Source organism: Promicromonospora sp. NPDC023987, from assembly GCF_040639055.1.
Classification (GTDB): Bacteria; Actinomycetota; Actinomycetes; order Actinomycetales; family Cellulomonadaceae; genus Promicromonospora.
The window spans coordinates 107,208-129,735 of the sequence record NZ_JBEZZF010000008.1; the positions used below are offsets into that span (position 1 = coordinate 107,208).

General features: G+C 73.4%; 26 protein-coding genes and 2 pseudogenes. 14 read left to right on the forward strand and 14 right to left on the reverse strand.

Going from position 1 to position 22,528, the window contains the following annotated elements:
- Positions 1 to 83: 83 nt before the first annotated feature.
- Positions 84 to 584 carry a hypothetical protein gene (locus AB0F40_RS06265; protein WP_357465265.1) on the forward strand — a complete coding sequence of 167 codons (501 nt, stop codon included), beginning with the start codon at positions 84 to 86 and terminating at the stop codon, positions 582 to 584.
- A gap of 38 nt (positions 585 to 622) precedes the next feature.
- Here the strand turns inward: AB0F40_RS06265 and AB0F40_RS06270 are convergent, their stop codons facing one another.
- Positions 623 to 1,480 carry a TrmH family RNA methyltransferase gene (locus AB0F40_RS06270; RefSeq protein WP_357465266.1) on the reverse strand — a complete coding sequence of 286 codons (858 nt, stop codon included), beginning with the start codon at positions 1,478 to 1,480 and terminating at the stop codon, positions 623 to 625.
- Positions 1,481 to 1,765: 285 nt separating this feature from the next.
- Positions 1,766 to 2,218 (reverse strand): MarR family transcriptional regulator, encoded by a 453-nt coding sequence (locus tag AB0F40_RS06275; RefSeq protein WP_357465267.1) that lies wholly within the window; start codon positions 2,216 to 2,218, stop codon positions 1,766 to 1,768.
- A gap of 137 nt (positions 2,219 to 2,355) precedes the next feature.
- On the opposite strand from AB0F40_RS06275, the gene AB0F40_RS06280 reads away from it, so the two are divergent.
- The 3 genes from AB0F40_RS06280 (at position 2,356) to AB0F40_RS06290 (ending at position 4,281) form a co-directional block, all read left to right on the forward strand.
- Positions 2,356 to 2,883 (forward strand): hypothetical protein, encoded by a 528-nt coding sequence (locus AB0F40_RS06280; RefSeq protein WP_357465268.1) that lies wholly within the window; start codon positions 2,356 to 2,358, stop codon positions 2,881 to 2,883.
- Between the two features lie 9 nt (positions 2,884 to 2,892).
- Positions 2,893 to 3,357 (forward strand): PH domain-containing protein, encoded by a 465-nt coding sequence (locus AB0F40_RS06285; RefSeq protein WP_357465269.1) that lies wholly within the window; start codon positions 2,893 to 2,895, stop codon positions 3,355 to 3,357.
- Between the two features lie 87 nt (positions 3,358 to 3,444).
- Positions 3,445 to 4,281, forward strand: a complete 837-nt coding sequence (locus tag AB0F40_RS06290) for a hypothetical protein (RefSeq protein WP_357465270.1) — start codon at positions 3,445 to 3,447, stop codon at positions 4,279 to 4,281.
- 17 nt (positions 4,282 to 4,298) lie between these two features.
- Here AB0F40_RS06290 and AB0F40_RS06295 read toward each other — a convergent pair whose 3' ends face one another.
- Positions 4,299 to 4,529, reverse strand: coding sequence for a hypothetical protein (locus AB0F40_RS06295; RefSeq protein ID WP_357465271.1), 231 nt, complete (start codon positions 4,527 to 4,529; stop codon positions 4,299 to 4,301).
- A gap of 82 nt (positions 4,530 to 4,611) precedes the next feature.
- Here AB0F40_RS06295 and AB0F40_RS06300 point away from each other — a divergent pair, with 82 nt between their 5' ends.
- Positions 4,612 to 5,379 carry an alpha/beta fold hydrolase gene (locus AB0F40_RS06300; RefSeq protein ID WP_357465272.1) on the forward strand — a complete coding sequence of 256 codons (768 nt, stop codon included), beginning with the start codon at positions 4,612 to 4,614 and terminating at the stop codon, positions 5,377 to 5,379.
- 10 nt (positions 5,380 to 5,389) lie between these two features.
- On the opposite strand, the gene AB0F40_RS06305 is transcribed toward AB0F40_RS06300, so the two are convergent.
- A complete protein-coding gene (locus AB0F40_RS06305) occupies positions 5,390 to 5,914 on the reverse strand; it encodes a DUF1990 domain-containing protein (RefSeq protein WP_357465273.1) in 525 nt (174 codons plus the stop codon).
- Positions 5,915 to 6,139: 225 nt separating this feature from the next.
- Between AB0F40_RS06305 and AB0F40_RS06310 the strand changes: the two genes are divergently transcribed.
- The gene (locus tag AB0F40_RS06310) at positions 6,140 to 7,045 is read left to right on the forward strand and encodes an alpha/beta hydrolase (RefSeq protein WP_357465274.1); all 906 of its coding nucleotides are present in this window, start codon (positions 6,140 to 6,142) and stop codon (positions 7,043 to 7,045) included.
- Here the strand turns inward: AB0F40_RS06310 and AB0F40_RS06315 are convergent.
- From AB0F40_RS06315 to AB0F40_RS06325, 3 genes are all read right to left on the reverse strand, one after another.
- Positions 7,014 to 8,261 (reverse strand): hypothetical protein, encoded by a 1,248-nt coding sequence (locus tag AB0F40_RS06315; protein ID WP_357465275.1) that lies wholly within the window; start codon positions 8,259 to 8,261, stop codon positions 7,014 to 7,016. The two genes, AB0F40_RS06310 and AB0F40_RS06315, sit on opposite strands and share 32 nt — an antisense overlap.
- A 260-nt stretch (positions 8,262 to 8,521) precedes the next feature.
- Entirely contained in the window at positions 8,522 to 9,427 is a 906-nt protein-coding gene (locus AB0F40_RS06320; protein WP_357465276.1) for a hypothetical protein, read from the reverse strand.
- A 43-nt stretch (positions 9,428 to 9,470) separates the two neighbouring features.
- Positions 9,471 to 10,514: an N-acetylmuramoyl-L-alanine amidase gene (locus tag AB0F40_RS06325; protein ID WP_357465277.1), complete on the reverse strand. Its 1,044-nt coding sequence runs from the start codon at positions 10,512 to 10,514 to the stop codon at positions 9,471 to 9,473.
- A 142-nt stretch (positions 10,515 to 10,656) separates the two neighbouring features.
- On the opposite strand from AB0F40_RS06325, the gene AB0F40_RS06330 reads away from it, so the two are divergent.
- Entirely contained in the window at positions 10,657 to 11,007 is a 351-nt protein-coding gene (locus tag AB0F40_RS06330; protein WP_357465278.1) for a GntR family transcriptional regulator, read from the forward strand.
- A 165-nt stretch (positions 11,008 to 11,172) separates the two neighbouring features.
- Positions 11,173 to 11,970 (forward strand): DUF899 family protein, encoded by a 798-nt coding sequence (locus tag AB0F40_RS06335; protein ID WP_357465279.1) that lies wholly within the window; start codon positions 11,173 to 11,175, stop codon positions 11,968 to 11,970.
- A 109-nt stretch (positions 11,971 to 12,079) separates the two neighbouring features.
- Here the strand turns inward: AB0F40_RS06335 and AB0F40_RS06340 are convergent, their stop codons facing one another.
- Together AB0F40_RS06340 and AB0F40_RS06345 are read right to left on the reverse strand one after the other, a co-directional pair.
- Entirely contained in the window at positions 12,080 to 12,592 is a 513-nt protein-coding gene (locus AB0F40_RS06340) for a hypothetical protein (protein ID WP_357465280.1), read from the reverse strand.
- A 118-nt stretch (positions 12,593 to 12,710) separates the two neighbouring features.
- On the reverse strand, positions 12,711 to 13,595 hold the full coding sequence (locus AB0F40_RS06345; RefSeq protein WP_357465281.1) for a sigma-70 family RNA polymerase sigma factor: 885 nt from the start codon (positions 13,593 to 13,595) through the stop codon (positions 12,711 to 12,713).
- A gap of 130 nt (positions 13,596 to 13,725) precedes the next feature.
- On the opposite strand from AB0F40_RS06345, the gene AB0F40_RS06350 reads away from it, so the two are divergent.
- On the forward strand, positions 13,726 to 14,538 hold the full coding sequence (locus AB0F40_RS06350) for an NAD(P)H-binding protein (protein ID WP_357465282.1): 813 nt from the start codon (positions 13,726 to 13,728) through the stop codon (positions 14,536 to 14,538).
- A gap of 86 nt (positions 14,539 to 14,624) precedes the next feature.
- Positions 14,625 to 15,047, forward strand: coding sequence for a hypothetical protein (locus AB0F40_RS06355; RefSeq protein ID WP_357465283.1), 423 nt, complete (start codon positions 14,625 to 14,627; stop codon positions 15,045 to 15,047).
- A 212-nt stretch (positions 15,048 to 15,259) separates the two neighbouring features.
- Here the strand turns inward: AB0F40_RS06355 and AB0F40_RS06360 are convergent, their stop codons facing one another.
- Positions 15,260 to 16,237 (reverse strand): hypothetical protein, encoded by a 978-nt coding sequence (locus AB0F40_RS06360; RefSeq protein WP_357465284.1) that lies wholly within the window; start codon positions 16,235 to 16,237, stop codon positions 15,260 to 15,262.
- 166 nt (positions 16,238 to 16,403) lie between these two features.
- On the opposite strand from AB0F40_RS06360, the pseudogene AB0F40_RS06365 reads away from it, so the two are divergent.
- Together AB0F40_RS06365 and AB0F40_RS06370 are read left to right on the forward strand one after the other, a co-directional pair.
- Positions 16,404 to 16,514 (forward strand): annotated as a pseudogene (locus tag AB0F40_RS06365) (chromate transporter); the annotation flags it as partial.
- Between the two features lie 139 nt (positions 16,515 to 16,653).
- Complete coding sequence (locus tag AB0F40_RS06370) at positions 16,654 to 17,478, forward strand: TetR/AcrR family transcriptional regulator (protein ID WP_357465285.1); 825 nt, start codon at positions 16,654 to 16,656, stop codon at positions 17,476 to 17,478.
- Positions 17,479 to 17,551: 73 nt separating this feature from the next.
- On the opposite strand, the gene AB0F40_RS06375 is transcribed toward AB0F40_RS06370, so the two are convergent.
- A complete protein-coding gene (locus AB0F40_RS06375; protein WP_357465286.1) occupies positions 17,552 to 18,448 on the reverse strand; it encodes an NADP-dependent oxidoreductase in 897 nt (298 codons plus the stop codon).
- A gap of 110 nt (positions 18,449 to 18,558) precedes the next feature.
- Between AB0F40_RS06375 and AB0F40_RS06380 the strand changes: the two are divergent.
- Positions 18,559 to 18,864: pseudogene (locus tag AB0F40_RS06380) on the forward strand (MarR family transcriptional regulator); the annotation flags it as partial.
- A gap of 157 nt (positions 18,865 to 19,021) precedes the next feature.
- On the opposite strand, the gene AB0F40_RS06385 reads toward AB0F40_RS06380, so the two are convergent.
- The 3 genes from AB0F40_RS06385 to AB0F40_RS06395 all read right to left on the reverse strand — a co-directional run bounded on the left by AB0F40_RS06385 (position 19,022) and on the right by AB0F40_RS06395 (position 21,882).
- Positions 19,022 to 20,254 (reverse strand): YibE/F family protein, encoded by a 1,233-nt coding sequence (locus tag AB0F40_RS06385; protein ID WP_357465287.1) that lies wholly within the window; start codon positions 20,252 to 20,254, stop codon positions 19,022 to 19,024.
- Positions 20,255 to 20,303: 49 nt separating this feature from the next.
- The gene (locus AB0F40_RS06390) at positions 20,304 to 21,137 is read right to left on the reverse strand and encodes an HAD family hydrolase (RefSeq protein WP_357465288.1); all 834 of its coding nucleotides are present in this window, start codon (positions 21,135 to 21,137) and stop codon (positions 20,304 to 20,306) included.
- A 229-nt stretch (positions 21,138 to 21,366) separates the two neighbouring features.
- Positions 21,367 to 21,882, reverse strand: a complete 516-nt coding sequence (locus AB0F40_RS06395; protein ID WP_357465289.1) for a TetR/AcrR family transcriptional regulator — start codon at positions 21,880 to 21,882, stop codon at positions 21,367 to 21,369.
- 108 nt (positions 21,883 to 21,990) lie between these two features.
- On the opposite strand from AB0F40_RS06395, the gene AB0F40_RS06400 reads away from it, so the two are divergent.
- On the forward strand, positions 21,991 to 22,446 hold the full coding sequence (locus tag AB0F40_RS06400; protein WP_357465290.1) for a DoxX family membrane protein: 456 nt from the start codon (positions 21,991 to 21,993) through the stop codon (positions 22,444 to 22,446).
- Positions 22,447 to 22,528: the final 82 nt, after the last annotated feature.

The window sequence follows — 22,528 nt, forward strand, 5'->3', positions numbered from 1 at the left end:
GCGATACGGACAAAAGTAGGATGGGGGTCGACCGATACCGTGTCAAGGGTCTGTCATCTGCACTGGCCCGTACGCTGGCACGCGTGATCGACAGAGCTGGTGGCAAGGCACAGCTGCGCCGCACGTACCTGAGCCTCGGCGTGGGTGAGCTGGCTGCGGTGGCCGTCTTCGTCGTCGTGCAGCCGATGGTGGCCAACCGGCTCGGCGACGGCGGCGGGCGGGCACTGTGGTGGGCAATGACGCCGTTGCTGGTCATCCTGCTGCAGGGCAGCGCATACTGGCTGGCCGCACGCTCCTGGCTGCCGGGTGCGAAACGCACCGGGATGCCGCGCGGCCTCGCACTGGTCTATCGCGCACTCCGCCTGCTGAACCCGCTTCTGCTCGCCGCATGTCTCGCCGGGATGCTGCTGACTGGCCCGAGGGCGGGCGCCCTGGTGCTGTGTCTGCTCGTCTGGACGTTCGGGGTCCTCGAATACGTGAACTACTTCGTGACGCGGCTGTCCTATCCGGTGGCGCGGTGGTTCGCCCTGGTCGGACGATGGCGCACGCCCGCCCTCGTCCGGGACGTCGCCCGGGCCCTGTGATCTGTGCGCGGCGGTCCGACCGCCGCACAGGCAACGCTTCATCCCGACGACGGACCGCTGCGAGCGCGGCGTCGCTCCCACAGTGCCAGCGCCGTCGCGACGGAGACGTTGAGCGACTCCACCTCCGGCACCATCGGGATGGCGAGCTTGTGGGTGGCTACCTCGTTCAGCCGGCGAGACGCACCTGTTCGCTCGCTGCCCATCACCAGTGCGACCCGGCCGGGGATATGGCTGATGTCTTCCAGGTGCTCGGTGCCGTCAGCGGCGAGGGTGACGAGGGGAATCTCCTGCTCCCTGAGGTGCCGCTGAAGCTCAGCCGGTTTGCTGAGGACGACAGGAAGAGTGAACACGAGGCCGCGGCTGGCACGGATGAGCCTGCGGTCGAGGACGCTGTTCATCCCGCTGTCGAGCAGGACGATCCCGGCGGCGCCGAGCGCGCGGGCGGTTCGGGTGATCGCGCCGATGTTTCCCGCAAGACGAACTCCGTCGAGCACGACGACGTCCCCGGACCGGTCGACGAGGTCCCCGAGCGTCGCGCGACGAGGATCGCGAGCGATGGCGAAGACTCGCGCGTGCCTCTCCACGCCGAAGAGGTCCTTGCTCACCGCGTCGGGGAGCCGGTAGACCGGAATGCCTGCGCGTCGCGCGGCTGCGGCCGCGTCGTCGGCTCGCGCCGTGTCGCTGAGGAAGAGGCTGTCCAGCCGCACACCCGCTCGAACAGCCTGGAGGATGTTCTCCTCGTCATCGATCAGGAAGAGGTTGCGGCCCTGGTTCCTGGAGCGCAGGACATCGGTCACGCGACGAGCGAGCGGGTGTTCCCGGCGGTCGATCAGGGCATCGCCCTCGCCACGTGGGGTGCTGCCTCGTTCGGTCTGGTCGGTCGATGTCGTGCTCACCCGTTCAGCGTTCCCCCTGACGCAACGTAAGGGTCAAGCCAATTGCGGCGGTGGCTACTCCTCAGGATGAGGTCGTAAACACACGCCGACGGCCGCCGTGCCCGCGCCGGCGAGCCCGGACACGGGCCGCGACGGTCCGCGTCGATCAGTCAGTTCGGGACATTCCCGAGAACGACCGGGGACTTCGGGTGGACACCGCGGTCCTGGTCGCTACCGGCCATCCAGACGAGGAGACCCGATGACCAGCCCGATGCTTGAGGGGCTGGCTCGCGGGGTTTCAGACGCTCACGGTGAGTGCTCGATGACATGCCCCAGCAGCCTCCTGGTCGCCTGCACCTGGTCGGCGCCCACCTCGTCGTCCAACCAGGCGTCGAACGCGTTGACGACCGCCTCGCCCGCGGCGACCGCCGCCCACCCTCGCTCGGTGAGCCGGACGAGCTTGGCCCGTCCGTCGCTCGGGTCCGGGAGCCGCTCGAGGTAACCGCGGTCGAGCAGGTACGTGAGCTGCTCTCCCATCGCCTGCTTCGTCAGGTGTGCCCGCCGCGCCAGGTCGCTCGGCCGCGTCCCGGCGGGGTCGATGACCATGAACAGCGGTGTGTGGTGCGAGCGCAGGTCGGCGAAGCCAGCAGCGGCGAGCTCGCGGTCGAGCTTGGCCGTCAGCCGTTGCGCAGCCGCGCTGAGCAGACTCCCGAGTGGAAGGGGACGCTCCCGCAGCGGGTTAGTCAGGTGCTTGACCAATTCTCCTCAGGCCTCCTAGAGTCCGGATAGTCAGGCACCGTACCAAATTGAGGGGCTCTCATGGAAGCGATGGACAGGCCCCGCTGGATCGGCGGCCTCATCTGGGTCGGGGCGGGGCAGCGGCGACACTGCTCTGGGTGCTCGCGCACGACGGCACGCTCGGGCCGGTGACGACGACGCTCGTCGTCGTCTACGTGGCCGTGGCGGTGTCATCGATCATCACGCCTGGCCGCCCGGTCGCCTGGTGGGCCGCGCGCGCCGGCAGCGCCCTGTTGGGGCTGGACTTCCTGGCGGCCGTGGGCGACCGGTTCGGCCTCTTCGGCGAGCCCGGCACAGGCGGGGCCTCGTGGGGAAGCTGGGGGCGTTTCGTCGACTACACCGAGTCCCTGACACCGTGGTGGCCGTGGCCCCAGGTGCCGGCGGTCACTGCGACGGTCGCCGAGGTGACCCTCGGCGGCCTGCTGCTGGCGGGCATCTGGTGGCGCTGGGTCGGCAAGGCCGCCGCTGGACTGCTGTTCGTCTACCTGGTCACGATGGCGCTCGAGCTCGGCTGGGCCGAGGTCCTGACCTTCGGCGTCCCGGTGCTGCTCGGTGGCGCCCTGCTCGGCTCCGCCCGGGGTGCGGCTCGCAGGTGGCCCTGGTGGAGTGCCGCTCGACCCGACTAACCTGCCGTCATGGAGAGCGACCGCGGTTTTCCGGCATACCGGGCAGGGTCTGCGATTCGACGGCTCTACCCGACCTGGTTGATCGGTGGTGCCATCTTCGGGGCCATCCTGATCGTCAACGTCATCACGCTGGTGCGATACGGACAGGCGTCGGCGCTCTGGATGCCATTGAGCCTGGCCGTGGTCGCTGCGCTGCTCTTCGGCTACCTCGCCAACGAGCGCAGCGCGACGGTCACGACCCCTGACCACATCGAGACGCGGACCCTCTTCAAGACCCGCCGGACCGCTTGGCACGACGTCCAGGAGTTCGAGATCAAGGGCAGTCCCAAGCTCGGTCAGCGTGTCTTCGTCCACACCGCCACCGACGGTGTCCTCCGACTACCGCATCTGGACACGGCCAACGTGGAGTCTCTCGAGGCCGAGGTGTCCGCCTTGAGGAACCTCTGGGAACAGATGACCGCCTCGCCTACCTAGGCACACAGGGTGAAGCGTCGGCACGAGTAGAACGCCACTCCCGCCGAGGTAGTCGACCTAGAACGGGCAGAGCAGTACGTTTCGCACATGAGCAGTGACAGCGACGCGCCTCCGACCGAGGGCGGCGAGAAGACCGAGCGGATGGACCGCCTCCGGGCTCTGTTGACGAAGCCCATCAAGATTCCCGAGTCAGCGTCGAGCGACAACGAGGACGCCGACTACGCCGCACCCGTGGCAGCCGCCGCGGCACCCAAGGGGGCCAAGACGCCGATGACACCCCAGGGAACGACGCCCAAGGGCGCCAAGACCCCGGTCGAGACGCCGCCGGCGGTCAAGGCGGCAGCAGAGGCGCTCGACCGTCTCAGCGACGAGGAGAAGGAGGCGGTCGTCGACGGTGCCGGGCAGGCGGGCAGACCGAGCCGGTCCCGCCGCACGTGGGCCGACGCCTACCTCGCCAAGCCGGACAAGCCTCTGACCCCGGAAGAGGTGCGCGCCGAGCTCACCGTCGCCCTCAAGGAACAGGGCACCGAGCTGCGCGAGCTCGTCGCCGCGCAGGGCGCCGCACAGGAGAAGACACGGGAGCAGGCGCTCACGCAGGCCATCGAGCAGGTGCGGGAGCAGGCCTCGACAGAGCTCGCCACCTCGGCAGAGCAGACCGCGGGCGCCGCGCGCCGGGAGGCGGAGCGGCTGCAGGGGCTGATCGACGAGCTCAGCTCGACCACCGGCACGCTGCGCACCGACCTCGACGCAGCCCGCGCCGTCGCGGTGGCGGCCCAGGCTGCCGCCGACTCCGCCTCGACGGCGGCGTCAGCGGCACGGGAGGCCGCGGACGCCGCCACCAGGAAGGCGGCGACCGCCACCACGTTCGCCTGGGTCGGCATCGCGCTCGCCCTGGTGGCCGCGGTGGTCGCCGTCGTCGTGTAGCCCGATGTCGGACGGGCTCAGCGCGGATCGTCGAGGTCGGCACCGGCGCGCAGCACGAAGCGCCGGTGCCTCGGCCTGCCGTGGCGATGGCCTCCGTAGTACGTGGGCGACTCCCCGACCGGCGCGTACGTGACCCGGGGGCCGGCGAACAGCGCGTCGAGCAGCGTCGCCAACGCAGCGTCGACGGGCGACCTCAGCGCCTGCGCGCCGGCCCCGCCGGACTCCTGACCTTCCGTTGATTCGTACATGTGTTCGATCTTACCCGTCGCCCGCACTGGAGTCCACCGAATGCGCTGGCCACTTCTCCGTCGCCCCGGTTACGGTCGGCGGATGATTCTCAGCCATGACACGACGGGTGACACGACAGGCTCGGGCCCTGCCGTCCTGCTCCTGCACGCCGGCGTGGCCGACTCCCGGATGTGGGCCGCGCAGCGGGCGCCGCTCGCCCGGTCGCACCGCGTGATCCGGTGCGACCTGCGGGGCTACGGCGACACGCCCCTGACCAGCGAGCCGTTCGACAACGCGGGCGACGTGAAGGCTCTGCTCAGCTCCCTGGGCGAGCGGCCGGTCGCGATCGTCGGGGCGTCGTCGGGCGGGAACGTGGCGCTCCAGGTCGCTTCCGAGTGGCCGGACCTCGTGTCCCACCTGGTCCTGGTGAACTCCGCCCTCGCCCTGCCTGCCACGCGCTCCCTGCAGCGGTTCGCCCGGCGCGAGGACGCGCTGCTCGACGCCGGTGACATCGACGGCGCGACCGAGCTCAACGTCGCCACGTGGCTCGGGCCCGACGCCGACGACGACGCCCGCGAGCTGCTGCGCACGATGCAGCGCCACGCGTTCCAGGTCCAGCTCGGCGCCGGGGAGGACATCCACCAGAACGCCGGACCCGACATCGACCTGGAGGCGATCACCGCCCACACCCTGATCGTCTCCGGCGGCCAGGACCTCGACCACTTCCGCGCTGTCGCGAACCACCTCGCCGGGCACGTCCCGGGCGCCAAGCACACCCAGCTCGGCTGGGCCGGCCACCTGCCGAACCTGGAACGCCCCGACGAGATCACGACGCTCGTCACGGACTTCCTGGCCGAGTTCCCGCGCTAGGGCGGCGGCCTCAGCCCTCGGCGCTGGTCAGGTACCCGCGCGTGACACGGTCCTGGACCCGGTGGGCGATCAGCGGCAGGATCCGGGAGCCCCAGAAGTCGTGCCGGGCCACGGCGTGGATCTCGAAGGCGACCCGGTCCCCCTCGCGGACCACCCGGAACGACTCGACCCCGGTCTCCGGGTGGTGGGGCAGCGTCGCGTAGGTGAAGCCCGCCAGGTCGGGCTCGCGGACGGCGTCGACCACCCGGCACGGCGCGGCGAACCAGAACGGGCCGGCACGGACCGCCTGCACCACGGTCACGCCCGCCGCCGCGGGCCCGGTCGGTGCGATGGTCAGCCCGGCACCCCGGTGGATACGCCAGCCGAACAGCGCGTCGGCGGTCGCGGCGACGGACGCGTCCGGGCCGAGCACCACCCGCTCCCGCAGCACGCGGGCCCGCGCGGGCGGCGCGTCCAGCCAGCCGGGGTCGGCCGTCGGGCGCTCGGCGACCGAACGTTCCAGGATGCGCGCGAGGTCGGGCCGGGTCAGCTGCACCGCCGCAGCCTATCGGCCGGGCACGGCCGCGGTGTGCGACCCCTACGCACGGCACGCGACACGCCGGCGATCCCGTGCCGAGCGTCGGGGTCGCGCCCGGAGGCCCAGGGTCCGCTTGAGTGCGGGCCATCTGTTGGCAGGGCGGCTCCGACCCGACAGAAAGCCCGCACTCAACACGACGGGACGGGAGCGATGAGTTGGCGGCGGCCGACAGGTCGGACAGTCATGACCGAGACTCTGCTCGACGTATCGGGCGCACGGCTGTGCGCCGAGACCTTCGGCGACCCGGCCGACCCGGCGATCCTCCTGATCGGCGGGATCGCGAGCGCCATGGACTGGTGGCACGACGACTTCTGCCGGGCGCTGGCCGACGGCGACTCGCCTCGCGGCCCCGGCCGTTTCGTCGTCCGCTACGACCACCGCGACACCGGGCGGTCCCGGACCGACCCGCCGGGGGCGCCGTCGTACAGCGGGGACGACCTGGCGGGCGACCCGGTGCGGCTGCTCGACGCGCTGGGAGTGGGGCGCGCGCACCTGGTCGGGGTGTCGATGGGCGGTGGGATCGCGCAGCAGGCGGCGATCGAGCACCCGGACCGTGTGGCGTCGCTGACGCTGATGTCGACGAGCCCGCTCACGGGCGGCGACCCGGGCCCGGCCGACGAACCGGGCGGTCCCGGCCTGCCCGGTCCCTCCCCGGAGGCCCGTGCCCTCTTCGACGACCCGCCGCCGGACCCCGACTGGGGCGACCCGGACGCCGTCATCCGGCATCTTGTCGAGGGCGAGCGGGCGTTCGCCGGGCCGGGCTACGACGCGGCGGCCTCGCTCGCGACGGCGCGCCGCGTCGCGGAGCGGTCCATCGACCCGGCAGCGGCCGCCAACCACTTCCTGGTCGAGAGCAGTCCGCTGCGCGGCACGCTCGCCGACGTCGTCGCGCCGACCCTGGTGCTGCACGGCGAGGACGACCCGCTGTTCCCGCCGGAGCACGGCGCGGCGCTCGCCGCAGCGGTCCGGGGCGCGCGGCTGGTGCTGCTGTCCGGGGTGGGGCACCAGTACCCGCCGCGGATCGCGTGGGGAGTGGTGGTGCCGGAGATCCTCGCGCTCACCGCGCCGGGCGGTGCTCCTCGAACCTGACGGGGAGCGTCTGCGGCACGGACGACCAGAGCGTTCCCGTGGCACGCAGCTCCTCGGGCGGGACGGTCAGCGCGACGCCGCCGAGGCGGCGCAGCGCGGCGCCGACCGCCACCTGCGCGATCACGGTGGCAGGGCGTCGCGCGGGGCACGCGTGCGGCCCGGCACCCCACGTGAGGTAGGAGAGGTTGCCGGACTCGAGCCAGATGTCGTCGTCGGAGGCACGCGACTCCGCGCTCGCGCCAAGGATCCCCGGTACCACGGCGTCGCCGGCCCAGATCTTGCGGCCGCCGAGCGTCGTGTCCGCCAGGGCGAAGCGGGGCCCGGTGTTGGTCGCGGGTGGCGCCGAGCCGAGCGCGGCCTCCAGGGTGTCCGACGCCGAGAGCCGCCCACCGGAGCGCCCGTCGAACCGGGGGTCAGTGAGCCGCAGGCGCAGCGCCTGGGTGATCCACGCGACCTCGAACTCGCTGCCCAGGATGAGGGTCGCCGAGACGGCGCTCTGCGCGTCGACGTCGGTGGGCCGGCTCGGGTGGCGCAGGATCGCGGAGGTCAGGTCGTCCGACGGCTCGGCACGGCGGCTGGCGATCAGGTCCGCGATGAGGCTCCGCTGGGCATTGAGCGCCTCGCCGCCGGCCGCGCCCTTGGCCTGGAACACACGCTGGGCGTGGCTCAGCATGTCCCGCGCCTGCTCGGCCTCGAGCCCGAAGATCGTGGACATCACCAGGAGCGGCACGGCGCGGGCGTAGTCGTTCACGAGGTCGGCCTCGCCCTTGGCGAGCAGCCGGTCCAGCGCGAGCCCGCACCACTGCTCGACGATCGCCGCGAGCCGGTGCTCGTCGATGCTCTCGAACGCGTCGTCGATGAGACGGCGCAGGTGCCGGTGCCGTAGGCCGTCCACGTAGTAGATGCCGTCGCGCGGGGCCAGGACCCCGCCGACGCCGCTGTCGGGACGGACCGTGCCGTCAGCGAGCAGGCCCCAGTTGCGCGAGTCCCGCGCGAACAGGCTCTCGTTGCGCAGCACCGTGACGAGCTCGCGGTGGCCCAGCACCAGCCAGGCCGGCACACCGGGCTCCAGGAGCACTGGCGCGACGTTGCCCCACCGGGCACGCAGCCGTTCGTACACGCGCGCGGGATCGGCGCTGGTAGTGGTCTCGGTGAGCGGGGTGAGGTCGTCCAGGTCGACCAGGCGCTCCGACTGGGTGGTCGTCGTGACTGTCATGGCTCCCCGGGGGATTCTGGGCGCGACACAGGTAGCGCGCCGTGTTGTTTAGGCGGAATGTACCGCATGTCCCATGCGCAGTAATGAACCTGGTTGCCCCCGGGCCCATGTGGTCGGTAGAACGTCAGGTGATCGGCACCCCGGAATGCCGACCTCCTGACGTTCTACCGACCACCCGAAATCCCACCCCGGCTCAGCCTCAGGCTGAGGTCGAGGGGTGGACAAGGTTCAACCTGAGGTTGACGGTTAGGGTGTCGCCGTCAGGCCAGCCGGGCCGTCACCACGAGCTCCTGGCCGACGTCCAGCCGCACGTCCGCCAGCCGGACGCCGGCCGGCAGCTTCTCGGCGAGATCGATGTCCCGGCTCGTCGCGGCCTCGACCCGGCCACGGATGGTGCCCAGCAGCGCTGCCACCAGCGGGTTGCCGCTCGCGAGCTGGACGTCCCGGACCGCGAGCACCATCGACGCGTCCACACTGACCGACGCCGTCGCCTGCACCCGCGCGGACAGGAACATGCCCCTCTTGATCGCGGCGTCGACCCGGAGCACGGCCGACCGGGGGCCCTTCGAGACCAGGTCCACGTCCAGCCCCGTCAGGGTGATGCCCTGCTGCAGCAGGACGACGGTCAGCAGCCCTCGGGCCGTCGCCACCAGGCCGGCCTTGTCGACGGCGACACGGGCGTGGCCGGAGACCGGGTGCTCCTCCGTCGGCTCCACCGGAAGGACCCCGACGCGGCCGTCGGAACCCTCGACCCACTCGAACCGCAGGCCCTCGAGCTCCGCGGTGACATCGACGGGCAGGTCCACCGCCACGATCCGGTGCGCGTCCACGCGCAGCCGCCGCAGCGTTCCCGGCTCGCGCCGGATGATCTCAGGGCGCCACCGCGTGTCGACGCCCGCCGGCCTCGCCGCACCGTCGGTGCGGACCACGACACCGGACAGGTCGAGGTCCGCCGACGTGACGGAGGCGCCGTCGAGCACCGTGCTGATCGATGCCCGGTCCAGCCCGGCGGCGGTGCCGCCGAGCTCGTCCGCGAGCGCCGTCCGGACACGGGCGGCCAGGTCGGCGCCGTCGGTGGGCCGGGGCGCTGCCCCGAGGGGGATCGGGTCCGGGGCGCTGGGCTCGGCCGGGTGGTCGGGTGCGGGGCGCTGGGCGGCGTCGGTCATGGTCGCGAGACTAACCCGCCTCGCGAGCCGTGCCGCCCAGCGCTCAGACCCGTCCTGCGTTCAGGCGCCGCTGCAGTGCCATGACCGCCTGGGACTCGCGGGAGATCACGCCGTCGACCGGCGTGCCGAGGTGTTCCTGGAGGGCGCTGATCGTCTGCGGGCCGATCTTGCCGTCCCGCTGCCCGGAGTCCATCCCGATCCGGCGCTGCAGGGCGGCGATCACGCGGGAGCCGTCGGCGTCGGAGACCCACTCCCAGCCGGTCGTCAGCCCGGGGTTCCTGTCGCGCCAGTACGCGCTCTGCGACGAGACGACACCGTCGACGGTGGTGCCGAGCTCCTGCTGCAGCCTGGTGGTGGTGGCCGAGCCCCAGAAGCCGTCCACGAGCAGGCCGCCGGGCTCCCCCGGGCTCGGCGGGGTGGAACCGGAGCCGCTGCGGATGTCGTCGATGCGCGCGTACAGGTGCCGACCGGGGCAGGCGGTCTGCGAGACGTCGCGGTGTCCCCGCAACGGGGCGCCCTGCGTCCACCACCGGTCCTTGCCCTCGCGGTAGATGGCGGCGGCCGACGAGATCTGCGCAGCGGTCGGCGTGTTCGTCTCGTAGTTGCCGGCGAAGCAGATGGACCGCGAGGTGCTGTTGCGCCCGCCGGTGTGGGTGCCCCGGCGGTTCCAGCTCACGCCCTGGTATGCCCGGCCGGACGGGAAGATGATCACGTTGTAGGAGATCCCGGTGCCGAACCGCGACTGGCCGACGCTCTCCAGGGCCCGCATCTGCTCGGCCTCCGCGGCGATGCTCGCGTCGGCGGACAGCTGGGCCGTGACCGAGTGGTGCACGAAGACCTCGACCGCCGGGCCGGTCAGCGTCAGGTCGCCGTCGGGGTAGCGGGCGCCCCACGAGCTCCGCGACGCGATGCTCGGTGCGGCCTGGGCCTCGGCCTCCGGTGCCGCCGTCGGCACGATGTCGGACGGCGCCTGGCCGCCGGTCTCGCCCGTTGTCTCGCTCATCGTCTCGCCCTGCGGTTCGTCGTCAGCCGCCAGCACCTCCAGCACGATCCCCGCGTCGTCCTTGATCTCGTACGGCTCAGCCATGGTGCCCCCCATGTTCCAGAAATGTCCCACATGTCTACCACCGTGCGCCGGCCAAGGCGACCCCTGCGGCACATCGTCCGGTGAACTGACCAGGCCTCCCCTCGTGGTTCGCGGGAGCGGCGGCGCTTGTACTGTTGCTGGCGTGATCAGCATCGACGCCGACTCCACCGTCCCGCCGTTCGAGCAGGTGCGCACCAGCCTCGCCCAGCAGATGGCGGACCGCACGCTCCCGGTCGGTACCCGGCTGCCGACGGTGCGGGCGCTGGCCGCGGACCTCGGCATCGCGGTCAACACCGTCGCGCGCGCGTACCGGGAGCTGGAGGCGGCGGGTCTTGTCGAGACCCGCGGCCGGGCCGGCACCTTCGTGAGCGCCGCCGGCGACCAGCGCCTCTCCCTCGCGCAGGACGCGGCGTCCACGTTCGCGGACACGGTGCGCGCGCTCGGCATCGGCCGGGCCGAGGCGCTGGAGATCGTCTCGGCGGCGCTGCGGTAGCGGCGGCGGTAGCGGCAGCGGAGCCGCGGCGCTGCGGTAGCAGCGGCGGTGCCCGTCGATCGGGTCCCGGTTCGCCCGCCGGAGTCGTGCACGCCCGACCGATGACCTTCGGTGCGGCCCGTCGTCAGTACTGACGAAGACCTGCGGACCCACGAGGAGAGCGCCATGACCGCGACGCACGAGAGCCACACCGACCGGACCGAGCCGGCCGCCGTCCCGCCCGTCGTCGACCGGGCGGCCTGGCAGGCCGCCCGCGACGAGCTGCTGGTACGCGAGAAGGCGCACACCCACGAGGGAGACGCGATCGCGGCGGCCCGACGGCGGCTGCCCATGACGGAGGTCGACGGGACGGTCACCGTCGTGGGGCCGAACGGACCGACCACCCTGCTGGACCTGTTCGAGGGCCGCGAGGAGCTGGTCGTCTACAAGCACATGTGGCACCTGGGCGAGCCGTTCGAGAACCAGTGCGAGGGCTGCACCCTGACCTACTGGGCCGTGCAGGACCCGGCCTACCTGAAGGCGCGTGGCGTCTCGTTCGCCGTGCTCGCGAAGGCGCCGTACGCCGACCTCGCGCCGTTCGTCGAGTTCATGGGGTACCCCCAGCACTGGTACTCGGCCCTCGACGCCGGGGACGACGTCGTGGGTGGCGGCGACGACGGCACCTGGGTGTGCTTCCTGCGCCAGGGCGACCGGGTATTCCTCACCAGCTCGGTGACCGGCCGCGGGTCGGAGGCGACCATGCCCGCGCTCGCCCTGCTCGACATGACGGTGCGGGGCCGCCGGGAGACCTGGCAGGACTACCCGGACGGCTGGCCGGAGAGCAAGGCTCCGGGCTGGTTCTGGCGCGCGGACGAGAACGGCGAGGGCGTCGGCGGAAACGCCTCGACCAGTGGCCGCCCGGCCGTCCAGTGGAGCCGCCCGGGCGCCACCCCGGTGGGAAAGAGCGACCACCACCACCACTGACCCGCCGGACCGCCGGACGTAGCGCCGGTACCCAGGGATCGGGCCCGAGCTCCGAGGCCGCCGGGGGGGCGGGTTCGGGCGCAATCGCTGGGTACCGGTGCGTCCGCAGTCAGCGGCGCTTCGACAGGGTGGTGCGCACCTCCGGGTGCAGCATCGCGACGACGCCGGCCAGCACGAAGCCGAGGTGCAGCACCCGGACCACCGGGAAGGCTGCCGAGACGTCGCCGCCGAGCGCCGTGGACAGGTCGGCGCCGTTCGCCAGGTCGGAGGCCATCGGCAGCATCATCGACGCCGTGCCCAGCAGGCCGAGGCCGATCAGGAGCGCCCACCACGCCCACCGGCGGCCCTGCGCCAGGAACCACGCGCACGTGAGCGCCACGGCGAAGATCGCGCCGCGCAGCACCAGCTGCGCGGCGAGGCCTGCGTCGACTGCCCCGCCGGTGCCTCCGCCGGCGCCCCGGTCCCCCACGATGACCCCGACGGAGATGACTCCCTCGGCGATCCCGGCCAGGACTGCGAGCCCGAACGCGGCGGCCGACAGCGTCCTGAGGGTCACCGCGCGGGTGCGCAGGGCGCGGTTCGATCCGGGCAGGCCGGTCGTGCGACGTGTGGCTTCGGTCATACGTCCATGCTGGCCGGACGCCGTTCCAGCAGGAATCCGGCTGTCCCCCGTGCGAGGCGTGGGTTCTCCCGACCTCGCCGCCGGCAGACGACGCGTCGCGCACCGTCCGGCCGCCGGCTCAGTCCCCGACGGGCACGACGCGGGAGAGGTCGAGCGCGGCCAGGCGTGCGGGGTCCGAGAGCGCGTCGATCTCCGTGATCCGCCCGCCCACGACGACGAACGCCAGCACGGACACCGCCCGGCCGTCGACCAGCACGAGTGCTCCGGCGGCCCCGTTGACGAGCACCGGGCGCACGAACGGCGCGAGCTTCGAGTACATCGGCGCGCTCGAGGCGACGTCGTGCGCCCCGGCGATGACGGTCGGCCGGCCGTGTGCGCCCTCCGCGCGCAGCACGACGTCCGGGTGCAGCACGGCGACGAGCCTCTCGAAGTCACCGTCCCGCGCGGCGGCGAAGAACGCGTCCACCACCGCGCGCTGACGCGGCACGTCGGAGTCGGGTGCCGTGGTGGAGCCCCTGACGCGGCGCCGGGCGCGGCTCGCGAGCTGACGCGTGGCCTCGGGCGTGCGCTCGATCATCGGCGCGATGTCCGCGAACGGCACACCGAACGTGTCGTGCAGCACGAAGGCGAGCCGCTCCGCCGGAGCCAGCTGCTCCAGCACCACGAGCAGCGCCAGCCCGACCGAGTCGGCGAGCACCGCCTCGGTCTCCGGGTCGGCACCCGACTCGGGCGTGACCAGCGGGTCGGGGACCCGGACGTCCAGCGGCACCTCGCCCCGGGTGCCCCGGGACCGCAGCATGTTGAGGCACACGCGCGAGACGACGGTCGTCAGCCAGCCCCCGATGTTCTCGACCGCCCCGGTGTCGGCGCGCTCGACCCGTAGCCAGGCGTCCTGGACGGCGTCCTCCGCCTCGCTGACCGAGCCCAGCATGCGGTAGGCGACCGCGCGCAGGTGCGGCCGGTGCTCCTCGAAGCTGTCCCGCCACCACGTCTGTTCGTTCATCGCTGTCACGTTCCTCCCTTGCCGCGTGTCATGCCAGTGAAGACCCCGACGTCGCCCGGGTCACGACCCCTTGACCCGCGCGCGATGCCCGATGTGACCAGGAGCCCCGTCTCCTGCAGAAGGAGGAGCCATGACCGCAACCATTCTCGTCACCGGCGGGACCGGCACGCTCGGCCGGCACGTCGTGCCGTTGCTGCGCGCCGCGGGTCAGGACGTCCGCGTCCTGAGCCGCACGCCGCACGAGTCCCGGCCCGGTGTCGAGCACGTCACCGCCGATCTGAGCACTGGCACCGGCGTCGGCGCCGCCGTGACGGGGGTGGGAACGATCCTCCACCTGGCCGGCAGCAACAAGGGGGACGGGGACAAGACCCGCACCCTCGTCGAGGCGGCCGCCGCCGTCGGGTCCCCGCACCTGGTGTACATCTCGGTGGTCGGCGCCGACCGGGTCCCGGTGACCAGCGGCGTCGACCGGGCCGCGTTCGGGTACATCGCCGAGAAGCGGGCCGCCGAGCTCGTCGTGGAACGGTCCGGGCTGCCGTGGACCACGCTGCGCGCCACCCAGTTCCACGACCTGGTGCTGACGCTCGTCGAAGCCCTGTCGAAGCTGCCGGTCGCGCCGTCGTTCAGCGGGTACCGGATCCAGCCGGTCGAGGCCGCCGAGGTGGCGGAGCGGCTCGTCGAGCTCGCGCTGGCCGAACCCGCCGGCCTGGTGCCCGACATGGGCGGCCCGCGCGTGTACGAGATGCGCGACCTGCTGCGCACATACCTCACCGCGGCGGGACGGCGGCGCCCGATCCTGTCGATCCGGCAGCCCGGCGGCGCCGCGAGGGCGCTGCGCGAGGGCGCGGGCACCGCACCGGACCGGCTGGTGGGCCTGCGTACCTGGGAGGAGTTCCTGCGGGACCGGGTAGGTGCGCCGGTGGCGCCCGCGCGTGGTCGTTAGTTCGTCAGGTGATCGGTACCCCGGAATGCCGACCACCTGACGAACTCACGACTACTCCCTCCCACCTGCCCTGCCAGACTGCCCCGATGCGCGACGATCAGTGGGCCAGGCAGCGGGCCGAGGCGGTCCGGCTGCAGGGCGAGCGGCTGCAGGCCCGGCAGGACGCCGAGCACACCCGGGCCGAGGCCCTGCTGCGCGAGTTCGTGGCCGCTGCCCGGACCGCGGGGCTCGCGCCCGTGCCCCTGCAGGTCCAGGGGTACGGGGGCCGCGGCACCGCCCGCACGCCGCTCGTGGGCTGGTACCTGCGTGTGGACCGCACCGCCGGCGTCAGCACCGACGGCGAGTTCTACGTGCTCACCGCCCCGATCAGCCTGCTCGACCGGGTGCGCGGGACCCGGCCGGAGCCGCGCCGTCCGCCGCTGCTGCTGGGCGCGGGCGGCAAGGACGGCGACACCATCCCGCTGGCCGACGCCCTGGAGCGCCTGCTGCCGGGCTGGAGCGCCGGCTGAGCCGCAGCCGGTTCCGGGCCGCGCCGTAGGCGGTTCCCGGCTGAGCCGCAGCCGGTTCCGGGCCGCGCCGTAGCCGGTTCCGGGCCGCGCCGTAGGCGGTTCCGGGCCGCGCCGTAGGCGGTTCCGGGCCGCGCCGTAGGCGGTTCCCGGCCGGGCCGCCCGGACGGCCCCGGCGAGGGCCACCATCGTCAGCCCCTCAGCCCCTCAGCCCCTCAGCCGCCCGTCAGCAGCCGCTCGCGCCGTGCGCCGAGCTCCACGAGCCGCGCCTCCAGCGCCGCCGCCCGCCCGGCCGCACCCTCGTGCACCTGTCCGACGGCGGCCAGTGCCGCGCGGACCCGGTCGCGGGCCTCGCTGATGCGGTTCATCACCGTCCAGTCGCTGAAGATGTCGTCGAGCCAGACGTCGAACGCCCCCACGAGGTCCCCGATCTCGATCCCGCCGACGCCGTCGCGCCCCAGGTCGCCGAGCTCACGCGAGAGGACGCGCAGCGACTCGTCGGCGGTCCGCATCAGGTCCACGGCCTGGTCCATCTTCTGGCGCTTGATCATGTCGGCGAGGAAGCCGCCGCCGAACGTGTCATATGTGGCCCAGTTGCCCGCGCTGTCCAGGTGGCGCCCCGCGCCCGACAGCGCGCTGCTGGCGCCCTCGGCCGCGCCGACCACCTCGCGCAGCTCGGCCAGCTCCACGCGCGCCGCGCCGACCTCCGTCGCCAGCCGGCCGAGCTCCGCCGCGCCGTCGGCCCCCGCGGCGACCACCCAGGCCTCCTTCGCGGCCAGTGCCGCGGCCCGCCGCTCGGCGACGTCCCCCAGGCCGTCCAGGGCGGCCCGGACCGCTGAGCGCTCCCGCTCGGCGCTGCGCACGGCGGCCTGCGCGGCGGCCACCCGGTACTCGGCGGCCCGGTGCTCTGCCCGCTCGGTCTCGAGCCGTTCGTCCCGGTTGCCGCGCATGGTCGCCCAGATCAGGGTGGGGCTGAAGTCCTCGAGCTTCTGCACGTCCGCCGCCTCGCCGGCGAGCACCTCCGTGGCCTGAGCCAGGCCGGCCTGGGCGCCGACGAAAACCGTCTGCGCCGCGCCGAGCCGTGTACTGAGCCGCGCATGCTCGAACGTCGCCTCCTGAGCTGCCTCGAGCTCCGCCTGGAGCTGCTCCGCCTGGACCCGCTGTGCCTGTACCGGCTGCGCCTCCTGTGCCATGCGGGTCAGCGTAGGTCCCGGCGGGCCGGGACGATACGAAACTGGTCAGCGCGGGCCGGGTCGACGGCGGTCCCGGTAGCGTCCGGGTGTGACCTCTGAAGGCTCCGGCGTGTCGACGTCCGGCTCACCCGCTCCCACCGTCCCGGGCGGCGGCCCGGCCCGCGAGGTGTTCGTCGTGTTCCTGCGCCTCGGGCTGACGTCGTTCGGCGGGCCGGTGGCGCACCTCGGCTATTTCCGCGACGCGTTCGTGGTGCGCCGCTGGTCGCGCTGGCGGTCGCTATCGCGGCGTTCGTCGCGCTGGCGAAGTGGTCGGCTCCGCCGTGGGGCGTGGTGATCGCGGCGGGGCTGCTCGGCTGGGCGGTGCTCTGAGGCACCCGGAGGCGCGCCGGTCCCGGGACACGGCCTAGGCTCACGGGATGCCAGTGGACGACGACGACACCAGGCCACCGACCCGACGCGAACGGCTCCGACGGCAGACGGTCGACGAGATCGTCCAGGCCGCGCTGGAGCTCGTCGACGCCGGCGGCGCGCACGGCCTGTCGCTCGCGTCGGTGGGCAAGGCGATGGGGATGACGCCGCCCGCGCTCTACCACTACTTCGCGTCCCGGGAGGCGCTGCTCGACGCCCTGGTCCTGGCCGGGTACACCGACCTCGGCACCGCCGTAGCGGCCGCGGCCCGCGCGGCGGCGGACCGTCCGGCGCCGGAGCGGCTGTCCGCCATCGCGCACGCCTGGCGGCGCTGGGCGCTGGACCACCCGCGCCGGTACTCGATGCTCTTCACCGGCAGCCGGCGCGAGGCGGTGGACCCGCTGGAGAGCGTCAGCACGATCAGCGGCAGCATGCTCGCCCTGGTCACGACGCTCCAGGAGGTCGCGGCCGACGCCGGTGCCGGCAGCGGTGCCGGCAGTGCTAGCGGTGGCGGCGGTGCGGGCGGTGATAGCCGTGCCGGCGGTGCTAGCCGTGTCGGCGGTGCCAGCCGTGTCGGCGGTGCTAGCTGTGCGGGCCGAGCGCCGGACGCATCGGCGCTCGACGACGAGCTGTCCCGCTGGGGCGCGTCTCTCGGCGTCCCCACCGCGGCCGCGCCGCCGGCGCTCCGGCTGGCACTGTCCACCTGGTACCGCGTCCACGGGCTCGTGTCCCTGGAGATCGTGGGCGCCTTCGACACGATGGGGCTCGACGGAGGGCGCTTGCTGACCGCCGAGATCGAGAGCCTGGTCACCGAGGCCGGCCCCCGGCCCTGACTCGCGGTACCCGGTACGACGAGTCAGGGCCGTAGGCCCGGTCCCGCCGACCCAGCCCAGCCACGGGGCCACGTCACGGCACGAGCACCACCTTGCCGCCCGCATGACCGTCGTCGACCAGGCTCTGCGCCCGCCCTGCCTCTGCCAGGGGCAGCACCTTCGCGACCGGTACCGACACCTCGCCGCGCGCCACCAGGTCGATGACCCCGGCCAGCACCTCGGCCGAGTGCTCCGACCGCTCGGTGAACTCGACGCCGAGGGCGAAGGCCGCCGGGTCGGCGAGGGTCAGGACGCGTTCGGTGCCGCCCCGCAGCTCGATGCTGTCCGGCAGGACGCCGCTGCCCGCGGCGTCGAGCACGGCGTCGACAGCGGGCGTGAGCGCACGGATCCGCTCGACGAGCCCTTCGCCGTACGTCGTGGGCGTCGCCCCGTAGGACGCGACCCGCTCCTGGTTGGCCGGAGAGGCGGTGCCGATCACGTGCACGCCGGACGCGACGGCGAGCTGGGTCACCAGCCCGCCGACCCCGCCGCTCGCACCGTGCACCAGGAGGGTCTCCCCCGGCCTGAGGTCGAGGATGCGCAGCGCGCGCCGGGACGTCTCGCTCACCACGGGCAGCGCCGCCGCCTGCGGGGCGTCGAGAGCCTCGGGGACCGGCGCCCACACGTCGAGGACGGCGAGCTCCGCGGCACCGCGACCCGCCGGGCCGGTGACCCGGTCCCCGACGGTGATGCCGGCGACGTCGGCCCCTACCTGGTCCACGATCCCCGCGACCTCCAGGCCGGGCACGCCGGGGAGCGGCGTGCGGAACACGGCCTCCATGGCGCCCGAGCGGACCTTCCCGTCGAACGCGTTGACGCCCACGGCCTCGACCCGCACCCGGACCTGGCCGGGTCCCGCCTCGGGCTCCGGCACCTCGCCCAGGTGCAGGACCTCCGGTCCGCCGAACTGGTCAAAGACTGCTGCTCGCATCGTGCTTCCTCTCCTCGCATCCGCTTTGCTGTTCGAGACAGGTAACCGTCTCAACGCACTCGAATATTCCCGACCGGGTCACCTCGGTGAGGAGTTCTATGATGAACCGCATGGCATCTGCCTCGGACAGTGAGTCGAACCCGTTCGTCACCGGGCCGCTCAGCCTCGCGGTGTTCTCGCTCGCGCGGGCGCACCGGGCGCTCGCCGCGGACCTGCTGCGCCCCCTCGGGCTGCACCCCGGCCAGGAGCTGCTGCTCATGTTCCTGTGGGAGCACGGGCCGCAGCGACAGACGGACCTGGCCGAGTACGTCGCGACGGACTCGGCGTCGATGACCCGGACGGTCCAGCGGCTCGAGCGCGCCGGGTTCGTCCGCCGTCGGCCCAGCCCCGACGACCGGCGGGTCACCCTCGTGGAACCCACGCCCGCCAGCCGGGCGCTCCAGCCGCGCGTCGCCGAGATCTGGGCACGGCTCGAGCAGGCGACGGCCGGCTCCCTGAACCCGTCCGAGCGCGAGGACGCGACGGCGCTCCTGCGGGCGCTGGAACAGAACGTGGGCAACAGCGTCGCACCCGCTAGGTCGCCGATGCCTCGGAAGCCGGCCGGGCCGCCCACGCCTCGGACACGGGCGCCATCAGCTCCGGGTCGGAGGCCGGCTCGTACGCCGCCGGACCTCCCGCCGGGTCCGCCGGCCCCGGGACGGTGAGCGTCGCGATCGCCGTCGTGACCGGGATGGCGAGCACGAGCCCGATCGACCCGACGAGCGTGCGCACCACCTCCTCCGCGATCTCACCGGAGCTCAGGGCGGTGGCCGGCGACTGGTCCACGAGCCACACCATCATCAGCAGCGGCAGCGAGGCGCCCACGTAGGCGAAGGCGATCGTGTAGACGGTCGAGGCGATGTGGTCGCGCCCGATCCGCATGGCCCGCGTGAACAGCTCCGCCCGCGACGCCCCCGGCGCGACGCCCCGCAGCTCCCAGACCGCCGATGCCTGGGTGATGGTCACGTCGTTCAGCACGCCCATCCCGGCCAGGACGATGCCGCACAGCGCGATCCCGCGCAGGTCCGCCCCCGGCGCGCTGGAGGGCAGGAACGCGGAGGCCTCGTCGGTGGTGCCCGTGATCTGCGCCGCGCCCGAGGCCCAGGCGGCGAGCAGGGCGGTGAGCCCGAGGCCGACCAGCGTGCCGAGCAACGCCGTCGACGTACGGGCGGACAGGCCGTGCGCCAGGTACAGCGTCACGAACATGACCAGCGAGGACGTCACCAGCGCCACGCCGATCGCCGACTCCCCCGCCAGCAGCGCGGGCATCGTGAACCCGAGGAGCACGACGAACGCCATGCCGAGCCCGGCCATGGCGGCCAGCCCGCGCCAGCGCGCGACCAGCAGCACGACGACGGCGAAGACGGCCGCCAGCAGCGCGATCGGCAGCTCGCGCTGGTAGTCCATGAACACGAGCGGATCGACGCCGGCCTGCGAGACCTGGGAGATGTCGACGGCGGTGATGCGGTCGCCGTCGGCCAGCGGTACCGACGGGCCGGGCGACTGCATCCGGGAGGCCTCGCCGCTCGGCAGCTCGACCGGGATGCTGCCGGTGGCCGGGTCGGCGGGGCCCGTGACCGTCACGTCCACGAACGACGTGCCCTCGGCCTTGGCCGGCACCCGGTCGGGCACGTCACCGGCGTTCGGCCAGAGCAGCCACAGGCCGGCCAGGGTCAGGAGCAGCGCGGAGACCAGGGTGATGACCAGGAGGAACGTCGTGCGTGGAGCCGCAGGGCCGGCCGAGCCGTGCGAGTGAACGTGCGCCATGCGCACATCCTGACCCAACGGCGCGGCAGGGGCGCGGCGAGAGTGCAGCTCAGCCGGTCGGCAGCAGGAGCGCGTCGAAGAGCGCGTCGGCGGCGCCGTCCTCGTCCACGGTCCCCGTGACGCGCGCGGCGACGGCGCGGACCGCGTCGGGAGCGTGGCCCATCGCGATCGACACCGCGGCCCACGCCAGCATCTCGAGATCGTTCTCACCGTCACCGATGGCGACGGTCCGCGACGACGCGACGCCCAGCTCAACGCGGATGCTCTCGAGCGCCGTCGCCTTGGTGGTGCCTGGCGCCGTGACGTCGACCCAGTCCACACGGGCCGGGATCGCGGTGACGCCGGCCTCGCGCAGCGCCGGCGCGAGCCGCCGGGCCCACTGCCCGTGGACCACCACGCGGGGCGTCGGCCGGGTCCAGAGCCCGTCGACCGTATGGGTCACCTCCTCGTGCCCGCTGAGCTGCCCCTCGGGAAACCGCCGGGTGACGCGATATCCGGTCCCGACCACCTCGGCGGCGAGCCGCAGGTCCGGTCGAGTCCTGGCGACGAGCCGGCACACGGGCTGCGCGTCGAGGGGGACCACCTCGGTGATGGAGTAGCCGTCCGGCCGCAGCCGTGCGGTCACCGCACCGTTCGCCGCGACCACCCAGCCGTCACGGATGCCGAGCCGGCGCGCCGCCTGCACGGCGCTCGACAGGGACCGTCCCGTGGCGACCACCAGGTGGTGCCCGGCGGCACGGACCGCTGCTATCGCATCGAGGACGGCCGGCGCGGGCCGACGACCGGCACGGACGAGCGTCCCCTCGATGTCGCAGGCGACGAGAGCTGGCGTGGACCCGGACGCGTCCGACGGTGCTGCGGCCCCGGAGGTGCTCGCGGTCACGATATTCCCCTGGTGATAGGCGATATGACGCATACTGCCCCATACTGTGCCATTTTGAAACTTTCCCCAGGTCAGACGTGGCTGCCCGAGGCCATCCCGGCCAGTTGACCATGTACCTGCTGCCACGAAACGCCCCTGCCTGGCAGCAGGTACATGGTCAACTGGGGCAGACGGCGCGGCGGGGCGGACGGCGCGGCGGGGCGGGGCGGACGGCGCGGCGGGGCGGGGGTCAGGGCGTCGCGGCCATCCGGCGCAGGACGGGCTCGGCAGCCGCCCCGACGTCCGGCCCGGAGATCGCACCCGATAGCCACAGGCTCGCGAAGCCGTGCGCCACGGACCAGGCGGCGCGGGCCGCGTCGGCGTCGGACGCGAGCCCCGCCAGCGCGTCCGACGCCGCCCGTTCGGCCGTGCGCAGCTCCGCGTCGTCCGCGTGCAGCAGGCTGCGGTCGAACATCACGGCGAAGTGCCCCGGGTGGTCGACAGCGAACCGCACGTAGGCGAGGCCCGCGGCGAGCAGGTCGTCGCCGGCCTCCGTCAGGGCCACGGCGAGCTGCGTGAACCCGTCGGCCGCCACCGCGGTGAGCACGCCGGCCTTGTCGCCGAAGTGGTGGGCGGGGGCCGCGTGGGACACCCCGGCGCGCCGGGCGAGCTCGCGCAGGCTGAGGCCCGCCGGGCCCTGCTCGGCGACGGCCGTCGCGGCGGCTGTGGTCATCGCCCGGCGCAGGTCTCCATGGTGATAGCTCATACCGCTCCGCCTGTTCGCCGCTCACTTCGTGGCCGATCTTGCCATTGACAAGATAGCAGCCCGGATGGTGTGGTGAGTGAACTAGTCACCGTCAAGATCGGATTGGTCATGCCCGTACCGCTCCCCGTCCTCCTGCTCGGGGTCACAGCCGTCGCGCGGCTGGTCGGCCTCGTCGCCGTCCCTGCCCTCGACTCGTGGCACGACGCCGCCCGCGTGGGTGCCGCCGCCGTCTACCTCCTGGCCGCGTCCGGCCGGCTCGTACCGCGCGTACGCCAGGACCTCCAGCGCATGGTGCCGCCCGGCCTCCCGCGCCCCGATCTGCTCGTCGCGGGCACGGGGGTCCTGGAGCTGGCTGGCGCGGTCGGCCTGCTCGTGCCCGCGATGGCGCCCGCCGCCGCGATCTGCCTCGGGCTCCTCACGCTCGCCATGACACCGGCCAACATATCCGCGGCCCGGCGTGGCGTCCTGTTCGGCGGTGCGCCCGCCACGCCCGTCGGACGTCGCCTCGTAGAGCAGGCCCTCTACCTGGGTGCGCTCGCCGCCGTCGTCTGGCTGCCGCACTGAACCGCCGGGCCCGCCGCGGCGGCGATGAGTTCGGTCGGATGGGATGAGATCGGTCAATCATCCGACCGATCTCATCCCATCC

What these genes read in the sequence shown, in the direction of transcription:
- AB0F40_RS06285 (WP_357465269.1), top strand. Translation starts at nt 2,893, where the DNA reads ATGGAGAGCGACCGCGGTTTTCCGGCATACCGGGCAGGGTCTGCGATT.
- AB0F40_RS06290 (WP_357465270.1), top strand. Translation starts at nt 3,445, where the DNA reads ATGAGCAGTGACAGCGACGCGCCTCCGACCGAGGGCGGCGAGAAGACC.
- AB0F40_RS06295 (WP_357465271.1), bottom strand. Translation starts at nt 4,529, where the DNA reads ATGTACGAATCAACGGAAGGTCAGGAGTCCGGCGGGGCCGGCGCGCAG.
- AB0F40_RS06300 (WP_357465272.1), top strand. Translation starts at nt 4,612, where the DNA reads ATGATTCTCAGCCATGACACGACGGGTGACACGACAGGCTCGGGCCCT.
- AB0F40_RS06310 (WP_357465274.1), top strand. Translation starts at nt 6,140, where the DNA reads ATGACCGAGACTCTGCTCGACGTATCGGGCGCACGGCTGTGCGCCGAG.
- AB0F40_RS06315 (WP_357465275.1), bottom strand. Translation starts at nt 8,261, where the DNA reads ATGACAGTCACGACGACCACCCAGTCGGAGCGCCTGGTCGACCTGGAC.
- AB0F40_RS06320 (WP_357465276.1), bottom strand. Translation starts at nt 9,427, where the DNA reads ATGACCGACGCCGCCCAGCGCCCCGCACCCGACCACCCGGCCGAGCCC.
- AB0F40_RS06325 (WP_357465277.1), bottom strand. Translation starts at nt 10,514, where the DNA reads ATGGCTGAGCCGTACGAGATCAAGGACGACGCGGGGATCGTGCTGGAG.
- AB0F40_RS06335 (WP_357465279.1), top strand. Translation starts at nt 11,173, where the DNA reads ATGACCGCGACGCACGAGAGCCACACCGACCGGACCGAGCCGGCCGCC.
- AB0F40_RS06340 (WP_357465280.1), bottom strand. Translation starts at nt 12,592, where the DNA reads ATGACCGAAGCCACACGTCGCACGACCGGCCTGCCCGGATCGAACCGC.
- AB0F40_RS06345 (WP_357465281.1), bottom strand. Translation starts at nt 13,595, where the DNA reads ATGAACGAACAGACGTGGTGGCGGGACAGCTTCGAGGAGCACCGGCCG.
- AB0F40_RS06350 (WP_357465282.1), top strand. Translation starts at nt 13,726, where the DNA reads ATGACCGCAACCATTCTCGTCACCGGCGGGACCGGCACGCTCGGCCGG.
- AB0F40_RS06355 (WP_357465283.1), top strand. Translation starts at nt 14,625, where the DNA reads ATGCGCGACGATCAGTGGGCCAGGCAGCGGGCCGAGGCGGTCCGGCTG.
- AB0F40_RS06360 (WP_357465284.1), bottom strand. Translation starts at nt 16,237, where the DNA reads ATGGCACAGGAGGCGCAGCCGGTACAGGCACAGCGGGTCCAGGCGGAG.
- AB0F40_RS06370 (WP_357465285.1), top strand. Translation starts at nt 16,654, where the DNA reads ATGCCAGTGGACGACGACGACACCAGGCCACCGACCCGACGCGAACGG.
- AB0F40_RS06375 (WP_357465286.1), bottom strand. Translation starts at nt 18,448, where the DNA reads ATGCGAGCAGCAGTCTTTGACCAGTTCGGCGGACCGGAGGTCCTGCAC.
- AB0F40_RS06385 (WP_357465287.1), bottom strand. Translation starts at nt 20,254, where the DNA reads ATGGCGCACGTTCACTCGCACGGCTCGGCCGGCCCTGCGGCTCCACGC.
- AB0F40_RS06395 (WP_357465289.1), bottom strand. Translation starts at nt 21,882, where the DNA reads ATGAGCTATCACCATGGAGACCTGCGCCGGGCGATGACCACAGCCGCC.
- AB0F40_RS06400 (WP_357465290.1), top strand. Translation starts at nt 21,991, where the DNA reads ATGCCCGTACCGCTCCCCGTCCTCCTGCTCGGGGTCACAGCCGTCGCG.